Raw genomic sequence first — 14396 nt, 5'->3', positions numbered from 1 at the left:
TTAACTATTTATACGGATCAGGAATTTCTTCCCACTGGCTGGTAAAGACATCGGCTTTAATCGTGAATTCCCTGCCCTCTTTCCTGACTTCACCGAACAAATATCCATCCCCGGTAAAGCCGGAAATCCAGTCCTTGCTCACCGGCTCGAAGCCTTCGGTATCCAGGATGGGCTGTAGCAGCTTATACAGCTCCTTCTGGTATTTGCTGCCGTCAGAGATCTCCCACAAATCTATCGCTTCCCTGTTTACAAGGCTTCTCAAGGGATTGCCGGAGATAGCGTCATAGACCGTTCCGGTAAACGGATTGATTTTATAGGTGTTACCTTGCTCTTCGCCGTTCGGCGGATCTGTGAAATCCACAGTGTATTGGCCGCCGTCTTTGCCAAAGGTCCAGCCGGTTGCCGGAAGCCTTTTTTCCATCATGGACTTGATCTCTTGCTCGCTGAGCGGCGGAGCAATGAACGAGCCATAGTACATCTGTACGCTGTCAAGGGTCAGGTCCTTGCCGTAAACGGCAACAACTTCGAGCGGAAATTCATTCATAGACGCAGCGCCGGCCAAGTGGGCCACAATACGGCCGCCTGTCAGCTCATACGAAACTATGGCGCCAAATCCGACCTTCTCCCCCCATGCTGCCTCCGTGTAATCATAAACTTTGCTCATATGCTTTCCATCCAGTTCAGCAGAGACATAGGTATGGTTATCGCGGTGTGTAATGGAGGATTTCAGCCTCCGATTCAGTGCTTCGACCGGATCCTCGACCACAAGCTCTTCCAGAGTAGCCGGCTGCAGCACATGAATGTCATTCATATAAACTCCTGTGCCAGTGCCGGTCGTAATACGAATGAAGATTTCTTTAGTACCATCCCCGTTCACGTCGGCTTCATCAATGATCGGAGGCCGCGTCTCGTCTTTACCTGCATCCCACAAGAACGTGCGGCTCACTTCACCCCGTACATTAACTGTGACTTCATGTAAAAGCGTATTCTCCCCTGTGGGCTTAGCGGTCACAGTGATCCCGTTTTTCTCTCCCAACAGGGTCCCTTTGACACCGGATGCAGGGGTATCTTTATCCTGTGAAGCTGCCGGGGAAGCAGCAGGAGTACTCTTCTCCGGGACCGGCGCAGAATTCAGCTTGGCCCCGGTCAGGGTACAGCCGCTTAAGAGCATAACTACGGCCAGGCCCAACAGCGTGTTCTTTGCTGTGATTTTCTTATGCCTTGTGATCATGATTATTCTTCTTTCCATTTCCTTTTTACTGCTCGAAATGCCAGCTGCTCCGGCCAGCCGGATCGGGCCAGGTAATGTTTCCAACAGTTTGAGAAGAGTCAGCGCGTAGCTTCTGTGGCACTCCTGTTCAAGATGTGTTAAGGCCAGTGCATCACACGCGACCTCCTGATCCGCTTTCATTTGGCGTACGGCATACCACAGCAGCGGGTTGAACCAATGCAGGGCCAGCAGCAAGCTTGTCAGCAGATTCAGCGGAATGTCACAGCGTTTCACATGCGCCAGTTCATGGAGAAATACATGGTGGAGCCCGCTTGCCACCAGAATATGCAGCGTGGATGCCGGCAGCAGCAGCTTGGGTCGCATAACGCCGAGCAGCGCCGGGACGGCAATCTGCCTCGTCTCGATCAGCTTCACCGGACGACGCACCTGCAATTCGCGCAGACAGGTTTCGAATAACAGCCGGATGTCCGGAGAAATAACCTCCGGTTCCCGCCGAACCCTCGCCGTGAACCGCAGTTGCGCCATAACCGACAGGCCCAGTACCACTGCAGCTCCACCAAGCCATACCAGTCCCAGCAAATATAGCGGCGTCCAGCCTGCATCTGCAGCCAGAGCATTGCCTGCGCCCGGCTGTGTAACATTAACCGGCGAAGTCGGATTAGCCGGTGTTAGACCCGGTGTCGTCGCTAGCGGTGAAAGTCCGGCACCTGCTGTTCCAGCATCAGGTGCCGGGCCGGATTCTCCACCGGTCAACCCGGCCTCATGCTTAACGCCAACCATTGGCTGCGTTGACGGAATGGAGGCAGTCTGCGCCGGTTCTTTCTCCAGCGGCAACAGATTAAAAATGCTGAACGCGCTTTCCGGTGTCCAAGGTATGGCCAACCTCACTACCAGCGGTATCCATAGTAGATACGTCCAGGCCGGTTTTAAACGATCCTTAAACAGAAACCGGGCAGCCAGGATCAGCAGAGCCAGTACGCTCGCCATCACGGATAGCGACATTACCTTGACGAACAGATTGTATGTTGCTTCCAGCAAGCAGCTCAGTCCTTTCGTTCATCCAAAATTCTCTTCAATTCATCAATATCTTCCCGGGACAACTTCTCATCCTGCAAAAAGTTGACCAACATCGGGCGCAGAGTTCCGCCGTAGACCCGTTTCAGAAACGATTGGGTCTCTGATTGAACGCATTCCTCTTCCCGTACAAGCGGGTAATATGAATACACCCTTCCTGTCTGGTTGTAGCCGATGGCCCGCTTCTCGGTCAGACGCTTAATCAGTGTCCGTACCGTCTTCGGGTTCCAGTGCCGGCTGTCTTCCAGCGCTTCAATAATCTCACCTGCGGTGCGCGGGGCCTCTGCCCACAGTACCTTCATTACTTCCCACTCGGCATCCGAGATTTTTGGAGTTTCCGTAGACAAATTCTTTCCACCCTTCTTTCCGTTTCATGACTACACTTGTAATCCAATTCCAATAATATACAATTATATCTTATCAATGTCAACCTGAACCAGTTCTTATCTGCGAAGGTTTCATGCATGTTCAGAGTTTTCTGGCGGAACTGGCCCGTTCCCCACATTAACCACCTTGACGTTATATTCCACTAGTGTTATATTACACTCATGTAATATAAGGAGGAAGAAAATGTATAGTCTCTCCAACGTAGAATTCATCTTATTGCAAATTATTGCGGAATCCAAACAAGCGTCAGGTTACCAGATTAATAAGCTGATCGAGCAGCGGGGTTACCGGGAATGGGCGAACATAGGCACTACTTCTATTTACAACGGTTTGCAGAAATTGAAAGACAAAGGCCTGATCCGATCCGAACAATCCGGCCACAAATCTGGCAAAGGTCCTCTCCCGTCCACTTTTGTCATGCTGGAAGACGGTATGCACACTTTGAGAAAAGAAGTCATCATTAGCCTAACTACCTCACGGGAACGGGATAACCGTTTCGATCTCGGGCTGGCGGCTCTCCCTTTTATCGGGATAAATGAAGCTGTAGAAGCATTGCAGACACGGCAAAATTTTCTGGAGGAGTCATTGAGGAACATCGCGCAAAAATATGAATCGCAAGGCGGCTGCCGTTTGCCGTTGCACGTCAGGGCTCTTTTTCTTCACCCGATGAGTCTCATCGAGAACGAAAAGATCTTTGTCGCCAATCTGATCAACGAACTAATAGGGGAATTGGAGGGTCAAGTTCATGAGGATTGAAAACTTTGCTCCTTATCAGGGAGAACACTGCGAGACCACAGCCATGGGTAATCTTCTTCAACATGCAGGTGTTCAATTATCGGAGCCGATGTTATTCGGAATTGGACAAGGATTGGGATTTATTTATTGGGATTCGAAGGGAATGGACTTTCCTTTTATTGGAGGCAGAGCGAAGCCAGATGAACTGTCTGCATGCCTGGCATCCCGGCTCCAGTTGAACATGAAGGTGAAAGAAACTTCCTCTGTCACAAAAGCATGGCAGAACGTGCAAAGCTGCATAGAGCAAGGTGTTCCCGTAGGCCTTAAATTAGATTCATATTATTTAGATTACTTTACGAATAAAATACACTTTGCCGCCCACTATGCCGTGATCTACGATATGGATGACGAATACGCCTACATGTCAGACACAGGCCAACAAGGCGGGCTTGTAACCACGCAGTTATCCAGTTTGGCCATGGCAAGGAACGCAAAGGGACCCATGAGTTCCAGAAACCGTTCCTTTACGCTTGAACTGGCAGGTGACCTTCCACCGCTTCTGCCTGCAATACGATCCTCTATTCTTAATAATGCGCACGACTATTTGAATCCGCCGATCCGCAATATGGGCAATAGAGGCATCGAAAAAATGAGCAATGAAATTCTGAAATGGCCTGCTCGCAGTAAGGACATGGAGAAAGATCTATGTTTGACTGCTATGTTAATGGAAAAGGCCGGAACCGGCGGTGCCTTATTTCGCAACCTATACAGAGATTTTCTCAAAGAATGCGCAGAATTGCTCAGTAATTCAAAAATAGAAAAGGCTTATCTGCTGTTCACGGAAATCGCCCTCTTGTGGAATAGTGTATCAGCGTCAATTGACAATGCTGGAAGAACCGGAAATCAGCAGGAGCTACAACGGGGATCCGAGCTTTTAAGCGATATTGCCCAGAGAGAACGCTCCGCCATGGAGCTTTTATTGACAATATAAACTCATGGTTGGACTACAGTTAGCTCACCTCCTTCCCCCGTCTGGAAACGCATCCAGAATAAGGACAGCAGCTCTCGCACTCAGCGTAGTTTTTATCCCAAATCCTTATTTTTTAAATTAAATTTCGTTCATTTAGATGAAAGCTATATTAAAATAGTTACAATCTTCCGACATATTCTTATGAGCTTTTAGCTTAGAAAAGATTCGGGGGAGATGGTAATATGTTGCAGCAAATAAAGAAATGGCGATTCGGCTCACCAAGCATAGCAAATACTTTGTCCATTGTACTTTTAGTTATTATTGTTGTCGTCTTCTCGATCTTGGGAACATATATGTTTTCCAGCACTCGAAGCATACTTGTGAAACAACAAGAATCCATGCTGCAGACCAAGACACAGGCACTCGTAAGTCAATTCGATGCTCTATTTAAGGAAAAGGGTTCACTTGTTAAACAAATGTCAACGAATGATATTTTTAAACAATACATTGAAACCACTGAATCTCCGGAAATGGCTAAAACTTCTCCGTCTGCTGATGAAGTAGTGAAGACTCTGGCTGCCATTGTAAAAGCAGAGCCCTCTTTTGCAGATGCTTGGATTGCAAGTATTGACGGCAAAGGCTTTTACCTCTTGAACGATGGTAATGCATCTGATGGAACTTTTAATATTAAAGAACGGCCGTATTACAAACCGGCAGTCGCAGCAGACGGGCTGTACTATTCCGATCCTTATATTGACATCACTTCGGGCGATATGCTGATGGGTATCTTTTATCCGATTAAGGATGACAACAATGCGTTAATCGGTTTTGCGGCGGTTGATATAGCATCTAAAGACATCCCTGCCATTATGGAAAGCTATAAGCTCGGCAGCACCGGTTATTCCATACTCGCCTCCAAAACAGGTGATATTCTGTATCACCCTGATCAGACTAAGGTATCCAAGGAAAAGATTAATGAGTTCCCTGGAGATCTTGGAGCGATCGGCAAGAAAATGATAGCTGGCGAATCCGGAGTACAACTGATTGATGACAACGGAGAAAGCCGTTACATCGGCTATGCTATCAGTAAAGATACCGGATGGTCCGTAGGTTTGACCATTACGGAGCGTGAAGTGCTCTCAGAATTAAAAAAGTTCACCTGGGTTACGATTGGCGGATTTACTGCAGCTGCGATCCTGCTCGTTCTATTTTCTTATATCACGCTCCGTTACCTGCTCAGATCAATCCCCATACTGCTTACTAAGATCAAGCGGGTGGAAAACGGGGATTTGACAGTTCAGTTTGATGCCCATTCCAACAACGAAATTGGCCAAATTTCAAACGGAATCTTCAACATGGTCCAGAAAATTCAAGGTATGCTCCAGATGGTTGGCACCTCCGCTGAGGTATTGAACCAGTCTTCCAAGGATCTGCAATCCATTTCTTCCAGAACGGCTATAACTATGAACGATACAGCAACGGCCATTAATGAGATTGCCAATGCGACCAACTATCAGTCGATCGAAACGGATACGATATTGCAAAAAACCGGATCCCTATCGGGCCAAATTGACGAAATCGCCAGTGATGCCATAGCCATAGAGACGATGGTGCAGGCTTCTGCCGACCAAAGCGAGCTGGGGTTGGGTGTATTGGATCAGTTATCCAAGTGGGCGGAAGAGAATCACAACTCCACTCAGTCGATATCGTCTGCTATTCATGATATTGATCTAAGCCGCCATGAAATTTCAAGCATCGTGGATACAGTACATCAAATAGCCACACAAACCAATCTGCTGGCGCTCAATGCTTCCATTGAAGCCGCTCGTGCGGGAGAACAAGGCCGCGGGTTTGCCGTTGTTGCCGGAGAGGTTCGCAAGCTGGCGGAGCAGACCGCACAGGCTACACAGGAGATTGGCAGAAAGGTACATGAAATCGAGGAAAAAACTGTTGCATCCGTTAAATACACAGCACAGGGTCTTGAAATTGCTGAAGAAAACGCAAAATCTGTGGAGGCTACGAAGCAGGTATTCTTTAGCATTAACAAGGATTTGGAGGCCTTGAAATTGCGTATGATTCAGATCAGCAGCAACACTTCCAAAGTCCATAAACATAAAGATGAAATTCTCCAGGCACTGGAAATCATCTCTTCCACTACAGAAGAGAATTCCGCTTCGACGGAAGAGGTTAGCGCAAGTACGCAGGAACAACTGGACAGCATTGAACAGGTCGCTGAACTATCCCAGCAACTCAGTCATTTGTCCAAAAAACTTCAGGATGAGTTGAACCAGTTCCAGGTCGAGTAGTGCTCAAGTTATCCACTGTTAACTCGATAACAGAATCATGCTAAGCAGGCAGCGCGCACCGATATTCCATCGGCGCGCGCTGTTTGTGTTTATTTATCTCTTTGATCCGCAGCACCAAAATTTCAATAGGTATTCGTATCAATACTATTTTCTCTGCGCAGCTTACCCTTGAATATCGGCATAACCAGCATATATTGCAACATAATGAGCGCCAGCGGAAGAATCAGCATCCATATTTTCAGGTTAAACGGCATATAATCGCCAGTCTGAAGAGATAGAATCCGCAAAATCCGTTCTGTAATAAACACCGCAAACGGAAGAGTAATAACATAGAGCAATACCAGCAGCGGTCTGTACACGTCAATCAGCAAACGGCTGATTTCGGAAGATTTGTAACCGAGCAGCCGGAGTATTCTCATATCCCGGGTACTGTCCTGAAAATTAAGCAGGAGAACCAGGTATAACAGTAAAACTCCAATTACAACGCCAATCATTTGATTAATGACAGCACTTGAACGATTTGAGACAGCGCTGCTTTCCAGCGCAGCTCTTTTATCCGCAGCAGTTACCACTTTAACGTTGGCGGAAGTATTCATTTCATTACTTAACTCGCCCGAATGCAGTGAACGCTCCACCTTCATCCAACCAGCGAGGTTATCTTTGGATGTATATATCGTATCCGTATCCCCGTTTTGGCTGATCGACTGAACGACAACCGCCACATTTTGCCGATCCAGTATAAGGTTGAGAGTAGCCCCCTTCTTGATCCCATACAACCAGCTGAATGAGCGGCTGACAATGACTCCTTTCAGGTTATCCATCCTGAGGCCCTTATTATTGGCATCGAGCAGCGTGAACAGCGTCCCCCCGCTATCGAGTCCCAGCATTTGCGCTGAGACCATACTGCCTTCCTTTTGCTTCAGTTGCACCGGTTGCTGGAGATAATACATCCGGGAGGATCTGGCATTCGCATCATCATGCTGAAATTCCGGATAGGTAATGTCATAGGTATAATCGATGCCAGCCATTTGGGCATTCATGGCTGTACCGCTGGATTGATATAAGGAATAACTTAGCAAGAACAACAAGGTAGTCAGCAGAATTGCACAAGCACTAAGGATTAAGGCATTCCATTTTCGCAGTGCAACACGGAACGGCAACCGCCACTTCTCCGGTAATAGTTTGACTAACCGGTTGGCAGCCCGCAAGACACCCTTGACCGGCCGCGGTTGCGCTGAAATGTTTAACAAAGCATGGGTTTCTTGCTTCAAAAACGGAACCGCTGCATAACACGTTATAAGAACTGCTCCCCCGGCTGGAAATAAGATGCCTTTAACGGCTGACCCGAAATGAATCCCCCGTTCAAAAAACGGGAAGGAATAAGTGCTTTCCAGCATGCCCATGAGCACGTTGGATCCAAGATACCCTAACCCCATCCCCAAGAGGCAACCTATACCCGCAATTCCCAAGGTGAACCTTATCAGGACAAAAGTTATTTGCCTCCCGGTAAAGCCAAGTGCTTTTAAACAGCCTAAATCTTGCTTGTGCAGCGACATGAATCGTTTAAAAAACATATAAAAGATGAAAAAAGATATTAAACCGAGCACAATCAAAAAAGACTGCGCCAGTCCATTATTTGATTCCAGCGCCTTTTGCAGTTCTGTATCGCTGTCTATCTCAGAGGCCAATGTTAAATATGAAAAAGCTGGTTCTGCCAGCAGGCTTTCCTTTGATAGGTGATCAACGCCCTCTCGCAAGACTCCGGCATAATATTGACTCTCCTGCCCCTCTAGTCTGTCATAGACTTTCGGTAGGACGAGAACGAACGTAGCATCGGTATCATTCTGCTGAACCTCACCAAAGGGTATAAACGATAAGTAATCCGGCAAATACATTGAACCACTAATCGTAAAGCTTACTTCTCCGATTCTCCATAAATCGCCAACTTGCAGGTTATTCTGTTGCAGAAATTGCGGCAAGACCGCAATTTCATCTGCTTGCTCCGGCAGCCTGCCCTTCACGATATAGGGTATATTCAGCCGCTGAGGTTCGCTAAGCAGAAAATAAGTCTTGTTCTCACTCTTCACTTTCTTAATGCTGCGTTCTTCGGTAATCAGTTGATTCTCTAACCCCTTCAATACCTTGTTCTTGTCTGCTGTGCCGGTGAACTGGAATCTGACATCTTCCTGTTTCTGATTTCTCAAGTAGTACTCCATATTCGTTACATTCCGGTCAACTGAAAATTGCACGAAAAAATACATAAAAGAGGTTAACAAAATAATCAACAGCAGCACTGCTCCATATGCACGGTTTTGCTTCAACAGGCTAACTATTTGTTTATTTAAATAGTGCAATCCAATCCCGCCCCATTCCCCTTCAGTCTGCACAAGCTATACCCAGCTCATCTGTTCCACAGGGATAGGATTCTTGTGATGAATATCTTTAATCAGCGATCCGTCCTTAATCGTAATCACACGATCTGCGGTTCTCGCGATTTCGTAATTGTGGGTGATGAAAAGTACAGTTACACCATATTTAACACAAATCTGATGCAGCAAAGAAATAACCTTCCTGCTGTTTGTTTCATCCAGAGCCCCGGTAACCTCATCGCAAAACAGCATACGCGGCTTCTTGATCAAAGCTCTGGCAATGGCTACCCGCTGTTGCTGGCCTCCCGACAGTTCGCCTGGATATTGGTCCAAAACACCAGAGATATCCAGAATCTCCGCCAGTTCTTGCACGGAATACGCTCCACCCGTTGCAGGCGCACCAATTCTGATGTTCTCTTCTGCCGTGAGATGGGAGAGCAGCAAATATTGCTGGAAAATTTGACCGATATCCAGTCTGCGGAAATCAGCAAGCTCATGTTCGCTGAATTGTGTAATGTCTTTGTCTCCGAAGAATACACTTCCGCTGCTCGGCTTTTGTAATCCGGACATGATGTTGAGCAAGGTGGATTTGCCTGACCCGCTTGGCCCAATGATAACCGTGAAGCTACCTTCCTCTATTTCCAGTGAAATCGCTTTGAGAACGAGTTCATTATTCCTGTATTGCTTCGTTACCTCGTTAACTGTAAGGATTGTTTTCATAAGGGGGACGGCCTCCGAACAAATTATTTTGAAACCACTTGAACTGCTCCTCCAGAAACTCATCTGTAAGATCAACGGATAAACCCAGCACCCTCAGGCCCTCTAAAAATATCAGCAGCTGATTGGCAACTGTATCCGGGGAAGCTACCTCCGTCTCTTTCCGTTCATTGCCGTACTGGATCAGCCGGCTGAGAAAAGCCGCCGATTGTATGTACTGCTGCCTTAAGAACTCCCTGTCTGAATTGCTTTTATGTGAGAGGAAAAACTCATAGGCTGCAGTCATCATGCTGTTATTAATCTGGCGTAGCTCAATTCTTTGCCCGGACAAAAATAGCTCCATGATTTCACGATAGGGCTTGCCTGCCCCCATCATAGATTCAAAGATTTCTTCTGTATGTATGGCATTTGCACGCAACAGTTCGCGGAAGATATCATCTGTAGAGCTGTAATAACGGTACAAACCACCGCGGCTGATCTGGCACTCCTCTACAATATCGCTCATCGTCACAGCATGAAATCCTTTGCAAATGAATAACTCTAGTGCTTTACTCAGAATCAATTGTCTCTTTTCCACTGATTTTTTGGCCATCCTCATTCCTCCACTCGCTAAAAGAACTTCAAATCGAAATGTGACACGACTGTCGCTTTTTGAATTTATGACACCACTGTCGCTTTTGTCAATGTACATTTGTCTGTCCACGACTGGATGAGCGCTGTATTGTGTTGAACATCACAGTATAATCAATCCGTCCATCCTCCTGGCCAAAAACTGTGCTAAAATCACTTATACTAGGCATTTGACATCCGCATTAAATTACATGAGGTGAAAAAAATGGGACAAGGCTACAAACTGACCTGTGATCACTGTACATACACTAAAGATATTTATATAGGAATTGGTTTCTATTATTTCAGCTTGGAGTCCATTGCCTCATTTGTAAAAGACCTTGCGCTCAAACAACAGATTGAACATTTTCAAAAAGATCCTGCCACGACCTTCGACGCTTATGATGCTTTATATGTCTGTCCATCCTGTAATGCTGTCCGAAATGAATTATTTATGAACATGCGATCGGACACATCTCAGTTTGTAACAATCTATACTTGTAAAAGATGCAAGGATACCATGAGGCTTACACCCTTGGAACATTTGGTGCCTGTTCATTTGAGTTGCCCGGAGTGTGAACATGGACAGTTGGAATCCACATTTTTTATGGACTGGGATTAGTATTTGTGGGGGATTCTGTGAGGCAATAAAATGAGGAGTTGTAAAATGAATAGATTTTATGAGGCACTATCCTATGTAAAAGAAATTTTGTATGAACCTAATCAATTAACGATAGAATCCGTCCGGGAAGAACCCCAAAATTCAGATTATGGAGCTGGTATATTCCAGCTGAATTCTAAATCGCTCAGATTCAGAGTTGCCAAAATAACACCAACCAAAACAGGACAATTTGTCGCCATATGGGAAAAAGATGATCATCATAAAAACCAAGCCTTTTCATATGAAAAGGCCACGGACTTATTGGTTATTAATACTTTTGATGCACCTAATAATCGCTTTGGACAATTCGTTTTTCCAAAAGATGTTCTTGTGAAACATAATATCCTTACAACAACAAAGGCAAAAGGAAAAATGGCCATTAGAGTCTACCCTAGTTGGGATACCCCCACCAGCAAACAAGCTATAGCTACACAAAGCTGGCAATTGCCCTATTTTAGTATTGCTCAGAAGGGCGATTTATTACAAAACAAAAAATTAATAGGATTATACTCCAACTGATCCCATGTGCCGCTTAAATACCTGATCCGCAGCCTGCGCGAAGGAATCGGGGGTGATCGCTTGCCCCCGCATCTCCACATTTTGCAGCGTCCCGCAGAAAAGTGCGTGACTTATAGGCAGTTCATCCTTCACCTTGTAGTGACAGCCATCCCTCACCAAAAGCCCGTCCGCTGCCAACTGCTCTACGTCAAAATAAAATCTGCCCCCTGGTGTATACTCGCAGAGGCTATCCATGCAGACGAAGCCCTTTTGCCTTGAACTCACAACAATTTCCGGCGCAACTCCGCTGCCCAGCATTACAAACTCCTGAAAATCAGAGGGATCTCCAAGGGTCAGGCCAATCGGAGCCGTTTCCCTCACACCGTTAGCCGCCTGGACCTTCTGCCAGGATTTCAAGACCCCTTCCCGGCAGATCGCCGGGTAAGCGCCTGGTGTTGTGCTGTGGACCAGAACCTTAGGTTCATAAGGACGCAGGAATCTGTCAAATGGGCTATGACCTGTATACACAGCCTTTGCTTCCTCGTAATCCTTAGGCAATGCGGTAATAATCACCTTCCGCCGGTACAGATGATGATAAGCAATATAATCCATGGCCCGAAATTGCCATCCATTGCAGTGCTTGCTCAGCTTGAAGCCGAAGATCTCTGTTTTGCCCGTGAACATTTCGTATTCGGCGCATTCATCAATAGACAGCTCTACCCAGCTTTCATCGTACAATCCATCTTCCGAATATGGATTCCTCTTAGTTACTCTGTCGGCAAAATACAAACTCCCCATTTTAGCCTCACTGCCTTTCATTACAATTCCTTAATGACTTCCTTTCCATCGCTTTTAGCGGGAGCTCTCACCATAATCATAATAGATTATAGAGTATAGAGTATCTGCAAAATATCCATTCGGTCTGAGTTAAGTCAGTATATTTCTATAAATCACTTTAGATACCTCATGTCTCACCGTCCGATGCCCTGCTTTAATCCCTTTACCGATAGCAATAAGCATTACATCCAGATATCTTTCGGAAATATTCAAAGTTTCCTTTAGCTGCCTGGAATCATAACCTGACATTGTAATCGTGTCCAGTCCGGCTTCATTCACCAGCAACACTAATGACATAGCCGCAAGACTTACATCTCTGGTTAATTCCATCCGGAGGTCCTCGTCTGATTTACTGGCATAATATCCGATGGCCGCATTTGCCAGGTAGTCTCTTAATGATTCATCGAAATAACCAGCTTGAAACCCTTCCTCGTGAATCTGAATAATGTTATCGTCCTGGAACGCTTTATAATCCCCCAGCATCACCAATACAGCGGAAGCGTCTGCCACTTGTTGCTGATTGAAGGCGATAGGCAATAGTGACTTTTGGATTTGAGGATCATCAATGATCAGGTACCGCACAGCCTGTACATTATTTCCATTGGGTGATTTGCTTGCACTTTCAATGAATGAAGCCAGCAGTTCCGGGCTGATTTTATAATCCGGATCATAATGCCGGACTGAATTACGATGCTCTAAAATATTTTTCACACTCATGTTGTTCACTCCCACCTTTATTTATCTTGCTTTTCAAATTATAGTAGTAAAGATTACACAGGAAAATAACGCACAAAATTGTGGTTTACCCACTTTTAAGTGCCTATTGGGGAGGAACGGGATTTGGTCCAATATAATTCAGGGATAAATATATTTATGAATATTGTGGGCGGAAAGTGGAAGTGTTTAATTCTTTTCTTTTTGAGCCGAAATCCGGTTAGAACCAAGGAGTTTTATGAGTACATTCCGGGAATCACACAAAAAGTATTAACCGATCAATTGCGTCAGCTGGAAAAAGACGGACTTGTAAAAAGAGAGATCTTTCAGGAGGTTCCACCAAAAGTAGAATATAGTCTAACGGAGTTGGGCCAATCATTTGTGCCCGTGTTAAATACAATGTGTGACTGGGGCCATGAATATGCAGTGTTGAAGGAAATAGCGAGAGACGGACAATTTTACTGCACGCACCAAAATAATCCTCAATAGCAGGACATAAGGTGGTGTATCGGCGGGGGCCTTCCAGTTGTGCCGGATAGCCCCCCCGATCATTCCTAGAGCTAAATATCTTCCTTCTCAAAGGGGCTTACAAGCTCTGTTTGTCTTTTAATTGCATGGTTGCAATACAGGTGTCGTCATTCTCAAAAGTGGAGATGGCGGATTCCGCGGTTTTCCCGTCATGCTCTACTGTTATATGGTAGGTTTTGTCCCGCGGCAGCCACAGATCAATAAATCCATTGTCTTGTGATTTCATTGTGGTTTTGTCCATTACGGAGTTCCCCTCTGAATCCTCAATCGCGACACTGAACTCTTCATCCGTCATTTCGCCCTGACAGCCAGTCAGGCTATGGATTGCGCAAGGGTGTGTTTTATCTATGTAAGGCGCAATGGACAGAAAAAACTCATCCTCAGGCAGATTGTAGGTGATTTCTTTTGAATCGGCACCAGTCACGATAAGCTGCCCGGAAGTGATGGAAGCCGATTGGGCCGTTGTGTTGCCTGTACTGAAATCAAGTACCATTTGTTTAATATTTGGTGCTATGTCATGTTCAGGTTTTTGTTTTTCGGTGTTTCCCGCAAATAGGTATGTCCCCAGCGCGATAGCAACTGCTCCAGCAGCCGCCAGCGTTTTTTTGTTCATCTTGAATTCATCTCCTTGTCCGTTTATTTTATTGTAACCGAGATCGTACAATTGTGCGCGTGGCACAGATGATATTCGCAAAAGAGTAACAATACCAAAGAAGGCCGGTCGTCCAACTCATCCTGAGTGGATACCGGCCTTTGACAA

14 protein-coding genes are annotated in these 14396 nt (G+C 46.0%); 6 read left to right on the top strand and 8 right to left on the bottom strand.

All coding sequences use genetic code 11. The features are described 5' to 3' along the window. Nucleotides 1-4 precede the first annotated feature (4 nt). Together MHI45_RS33925 and MHI45_RS33920 are read right to left on the bottom strand one after the other, a co-directional pair. Entirely contained in the window at nt 5-2269 is a 2265-nt protein-coding gene (locus tag MHI45_RS33925; RefSeq protein ID WP_341118688.1) for a M56 family metallopeptidase, read from the bottom strand. A 5-nt stretch (nt 2270-2274) separates the two neighbouring features. After that, a complete protein-coding gene (locus MHI45_RS33920; RefSeq protein ID WP_076112760.1) occupies nt 2275-2652 on the bottom strand; it encodes a BlaI/MecI/CopY family transcriptional regulator in 378 nt (125 codons plus the stop codon). 223 nt (nt 2653-2875) lie between these two features. On the opposite strand from MHI45_RS33920, the gene MHI45_RS33915 reads away from it, so the two are divergent. The 3 genes from MHI45_RS33915 (at nt 2876) to MHI45_RS33905 (ending at nt 6703) form a co-directional block, all read left to right on the top strand. Next, complete coding sequence (locus MHI45_RS33915; protein WP_076112759.1) at nt 2876-3448, top strand: PadR family transcriptional regulator; 573 nt, start codon at nt 2876-2878, stop codon at nt 3446-3448. Then, a complete protein-coding gene (locus MHI45_RS33910; RefSeq protein WP_341118686.1) occupies nt 3438-4418 on the top strand; it encodes a BtrH N-terminal domain-containing protein in 981 nt (326 codons plus the stop codon). Before MHI45_RS33915 ends, MHI45_RS33910 begins: the two co-directional genes overlap by 11 nt. A gap of 221 nt (nt 4419-4639) precedes the next feature. Continuing rightward, nucleotides 4640-6703 carry a methyl-accepting chemotaxis protein gene (locus MHI45_RS33905; protein WP_076112757.1) on the top strand — a complete coding sequence of 688 codons (2064 nt, stop codon included), beginning with the start codon at nt 4640-4642 and terminating at the stop codon, nt 6701-6703. A gap of 122 nt (nt 6704-6825) precedes the next feature. Here the strand turns inward: MHI45_RS33905 and MHI45_RS33900 are convergent, their stop codons facing one another. From MHI45_RS33900 to MHI45_RS33890, 3 genes are all read right to left on the bottom strand, one after another. Continuing rightward, on the bottom strand, nt 6826-8907 hold the full coding sequence (locus tag MHI45_RS33900) for an FtsX-like permease family protein (RefSeq protein WP_341118685.1): 2082 nt from the start codon (nt 8905-8907) through the stop codon (nt 6826-6828). 186 nt (nt 8908-9093) lie between these two features. Next, entirely contained in the window at nt 9094-9792 is a 699-nt protein-coding gene (locus MHI45_RS33895; RefSeq protein ID WP_076112755.1) for an ABC transporter ATP-binding protein, read from the bottom strand. Further along, complete coding sequence (locus MHI45_RS33890) at nt 9770-10381, bottom strand: TetR/AcrR family transcriptional regulator (RefSeq protein ID WP_076112754.1); 612 nt, start codon at nt 10379-10381, stop codon at nt 9770-9772. The genes MHI45_RS33895 and MHI45_RS33890 overlap by 23 nt, the downstream gene beginning before the upstream one ends. A 243-nt stretch (nt 10382-10624) precedes the next feature. On the opposite strand from MHI45_RS33890, the gene MHI45_RS33885 reads away from it, so the two are divergent. Then, complete coding sequence (locus MHI45_RS33885) at nt 10625-11020, top strand: hypothetical protein (protein ID WP_341118684.1); 396 nt, start codon at nt 10625-10627, stop codon at nt 11018-11020. 45 nt (nt 11021-11065) lie between these two features. Then, the gene (locus MHI45_RS33880) at nt 11066-11578 is read left to right on the top strand and encodes a MepB family protein (protein WP_341118683.1); all 513 of its coding nucleotides are present in this window, start codon (nt 11066-11068) and stop codon (nt 11576-11578) included. Here the strand turns inward: MHI45_RS33880 and MHI45_RS33875 are convergent. Beyond that, nucleotides 11564-12376, bottom strand: coding sequence for a hypothetical protein (locus tag MHI45_RS33875; RefSeq protein WP_341118682.1), 813 nt, complete (start codon nt 12374-12376; stop codon nt 11564-11566). The genes MHI45_RS33880 and MHI45_RS33875 overlap by 15 nt on opposite strands. Before the next feature lie 108 nt (nt 12377-12484). Continuing rightward, nucleotides 12485-13111 (bottom strand): nitroreductase family protein, encoded by a 627-nt coding sequence (locus MHI45_RS33870; protein ID WP_076112750.1) that lies wholly within the window; start codon nt 13109-13111, stop codon nt 12485-12487. Between the two features lie 123 nt (nt 13112-13234). Here MHI45_RS33870 and MHI45_RS33865 point away from each other — a divergent pair, with 123 nt between their 5' ends. Further along, a complete protein-coding gene (locus MHI45_RS33865; protein WP_076112749.1) occupies nt 13235-13597 on the top strand; it encodes a winged helix-turn-helix transcriptional regulator in 363 nt (120 codons plus the stop codon). A gap of 97 nt (nt 13598-13694) precedes the next feature. Here the strand turns inward: MHI45_RS33865 and MHI45_RS33860 are convergent, their stop codons facing one another. Beyond that, on the bottom strand, nt 13695-14249 hold the full coding sequence (locus tag MHI45_RS33860) for a CueP family metal-binding protein (protein ID WP_076112748.1): 555 nt from the start codon (nt 14247-14249) through the stop codon (nt 13695-13697). Between the last annotated feature and the right edge of the window lie 147 nt (nt 14250-14396).

Origin of the sequence: Paenibacillus sp. FSL H3-0321 (assembly GCF_038002865.1) — a bacterium.
Classification (GTDB): Bacteria; Bacillota; Bacilli; order Paenibacillales; family Paenibacillaceae; genus Paenibacillus_AQ.
The sequence above is the reverse complement of the archived record's forward strand: the minus strand, read 5'-3'. Positions and strand labels throughout refer to the sequence as shown.

Bases quoted from the DNA above. Each gene is read 5' to 3' on its own strand.
- MHI45_RS33875 (WP_341118682.1), bottom strand. From the start codon at position 12,376: ATGAAAGGCAGTGAGGCTAAAATGGGGAGTTTGTATTTTGCCGACAGA.
- MHI45_RS33890 (WP_076112754.1), bottom strand. From the start codon at position 10,381: ATGGCCAAAAAATCAGTGGAAAAGAGACAATTGATTCTGAGTAAAGCA.
- MHI45_RS33885 (WP_341118684.1), top strand. From the start codon at position 10,625: ATGGGACAAGGCTACAAACTGACCTGTGATCACTGTACATACACTAAA.
- MHI45_RS33905 (WP_076112757.1), top strand. From the start codon at position 4,640: ATGTTGCAGCAAATAAAGAAATGGCGATTCGGCTCACCAAGCATAGCA.
- MHI45_RS33880 (WP_341118683.1), top strand. From the start codon at position 11,066: ATGAATAGATTTTATGAGGCACTATCCTATGTAAAAGAAATTTTGTAT.
- MHI45_RS33860 (WP_076112748.1), bottom strand. From the start codon at position 14,249: ATGAACAAAAAAACGCTGGCGGCTGCTGGAGCAGTTGCTATCGCGCTG.
- MHI45_RS33910 (WP_341118686.1), top strand. From the start codon at position 3,438: ATGAGGATTGAAAACTTTGCTCCTTATCAGGGAGAACACTGCGAGACC.
- MHI45_RS33915 (WP_076112759.1), top strand. From the start codon at position 2,876: ATGTATAGTCTCTCCAACGTAGAATTCATCTTATTGCAAATTATTGCG.
- MHI45_RS33870 (WP_076112750.1), bottom strand. From the start codon at position 13,111: ATGAGTGTGAAAAATATTTTAGAGCATCGTAATTCAGTCCGGCATTAT.
- MHI45_RS33895 (WP_076112755.1), bottom strand. From the start codon at position 9,792: ATGAAAACAATCCTTACAGTTAACGAGGTAACGAAGCAATACAGGAAT.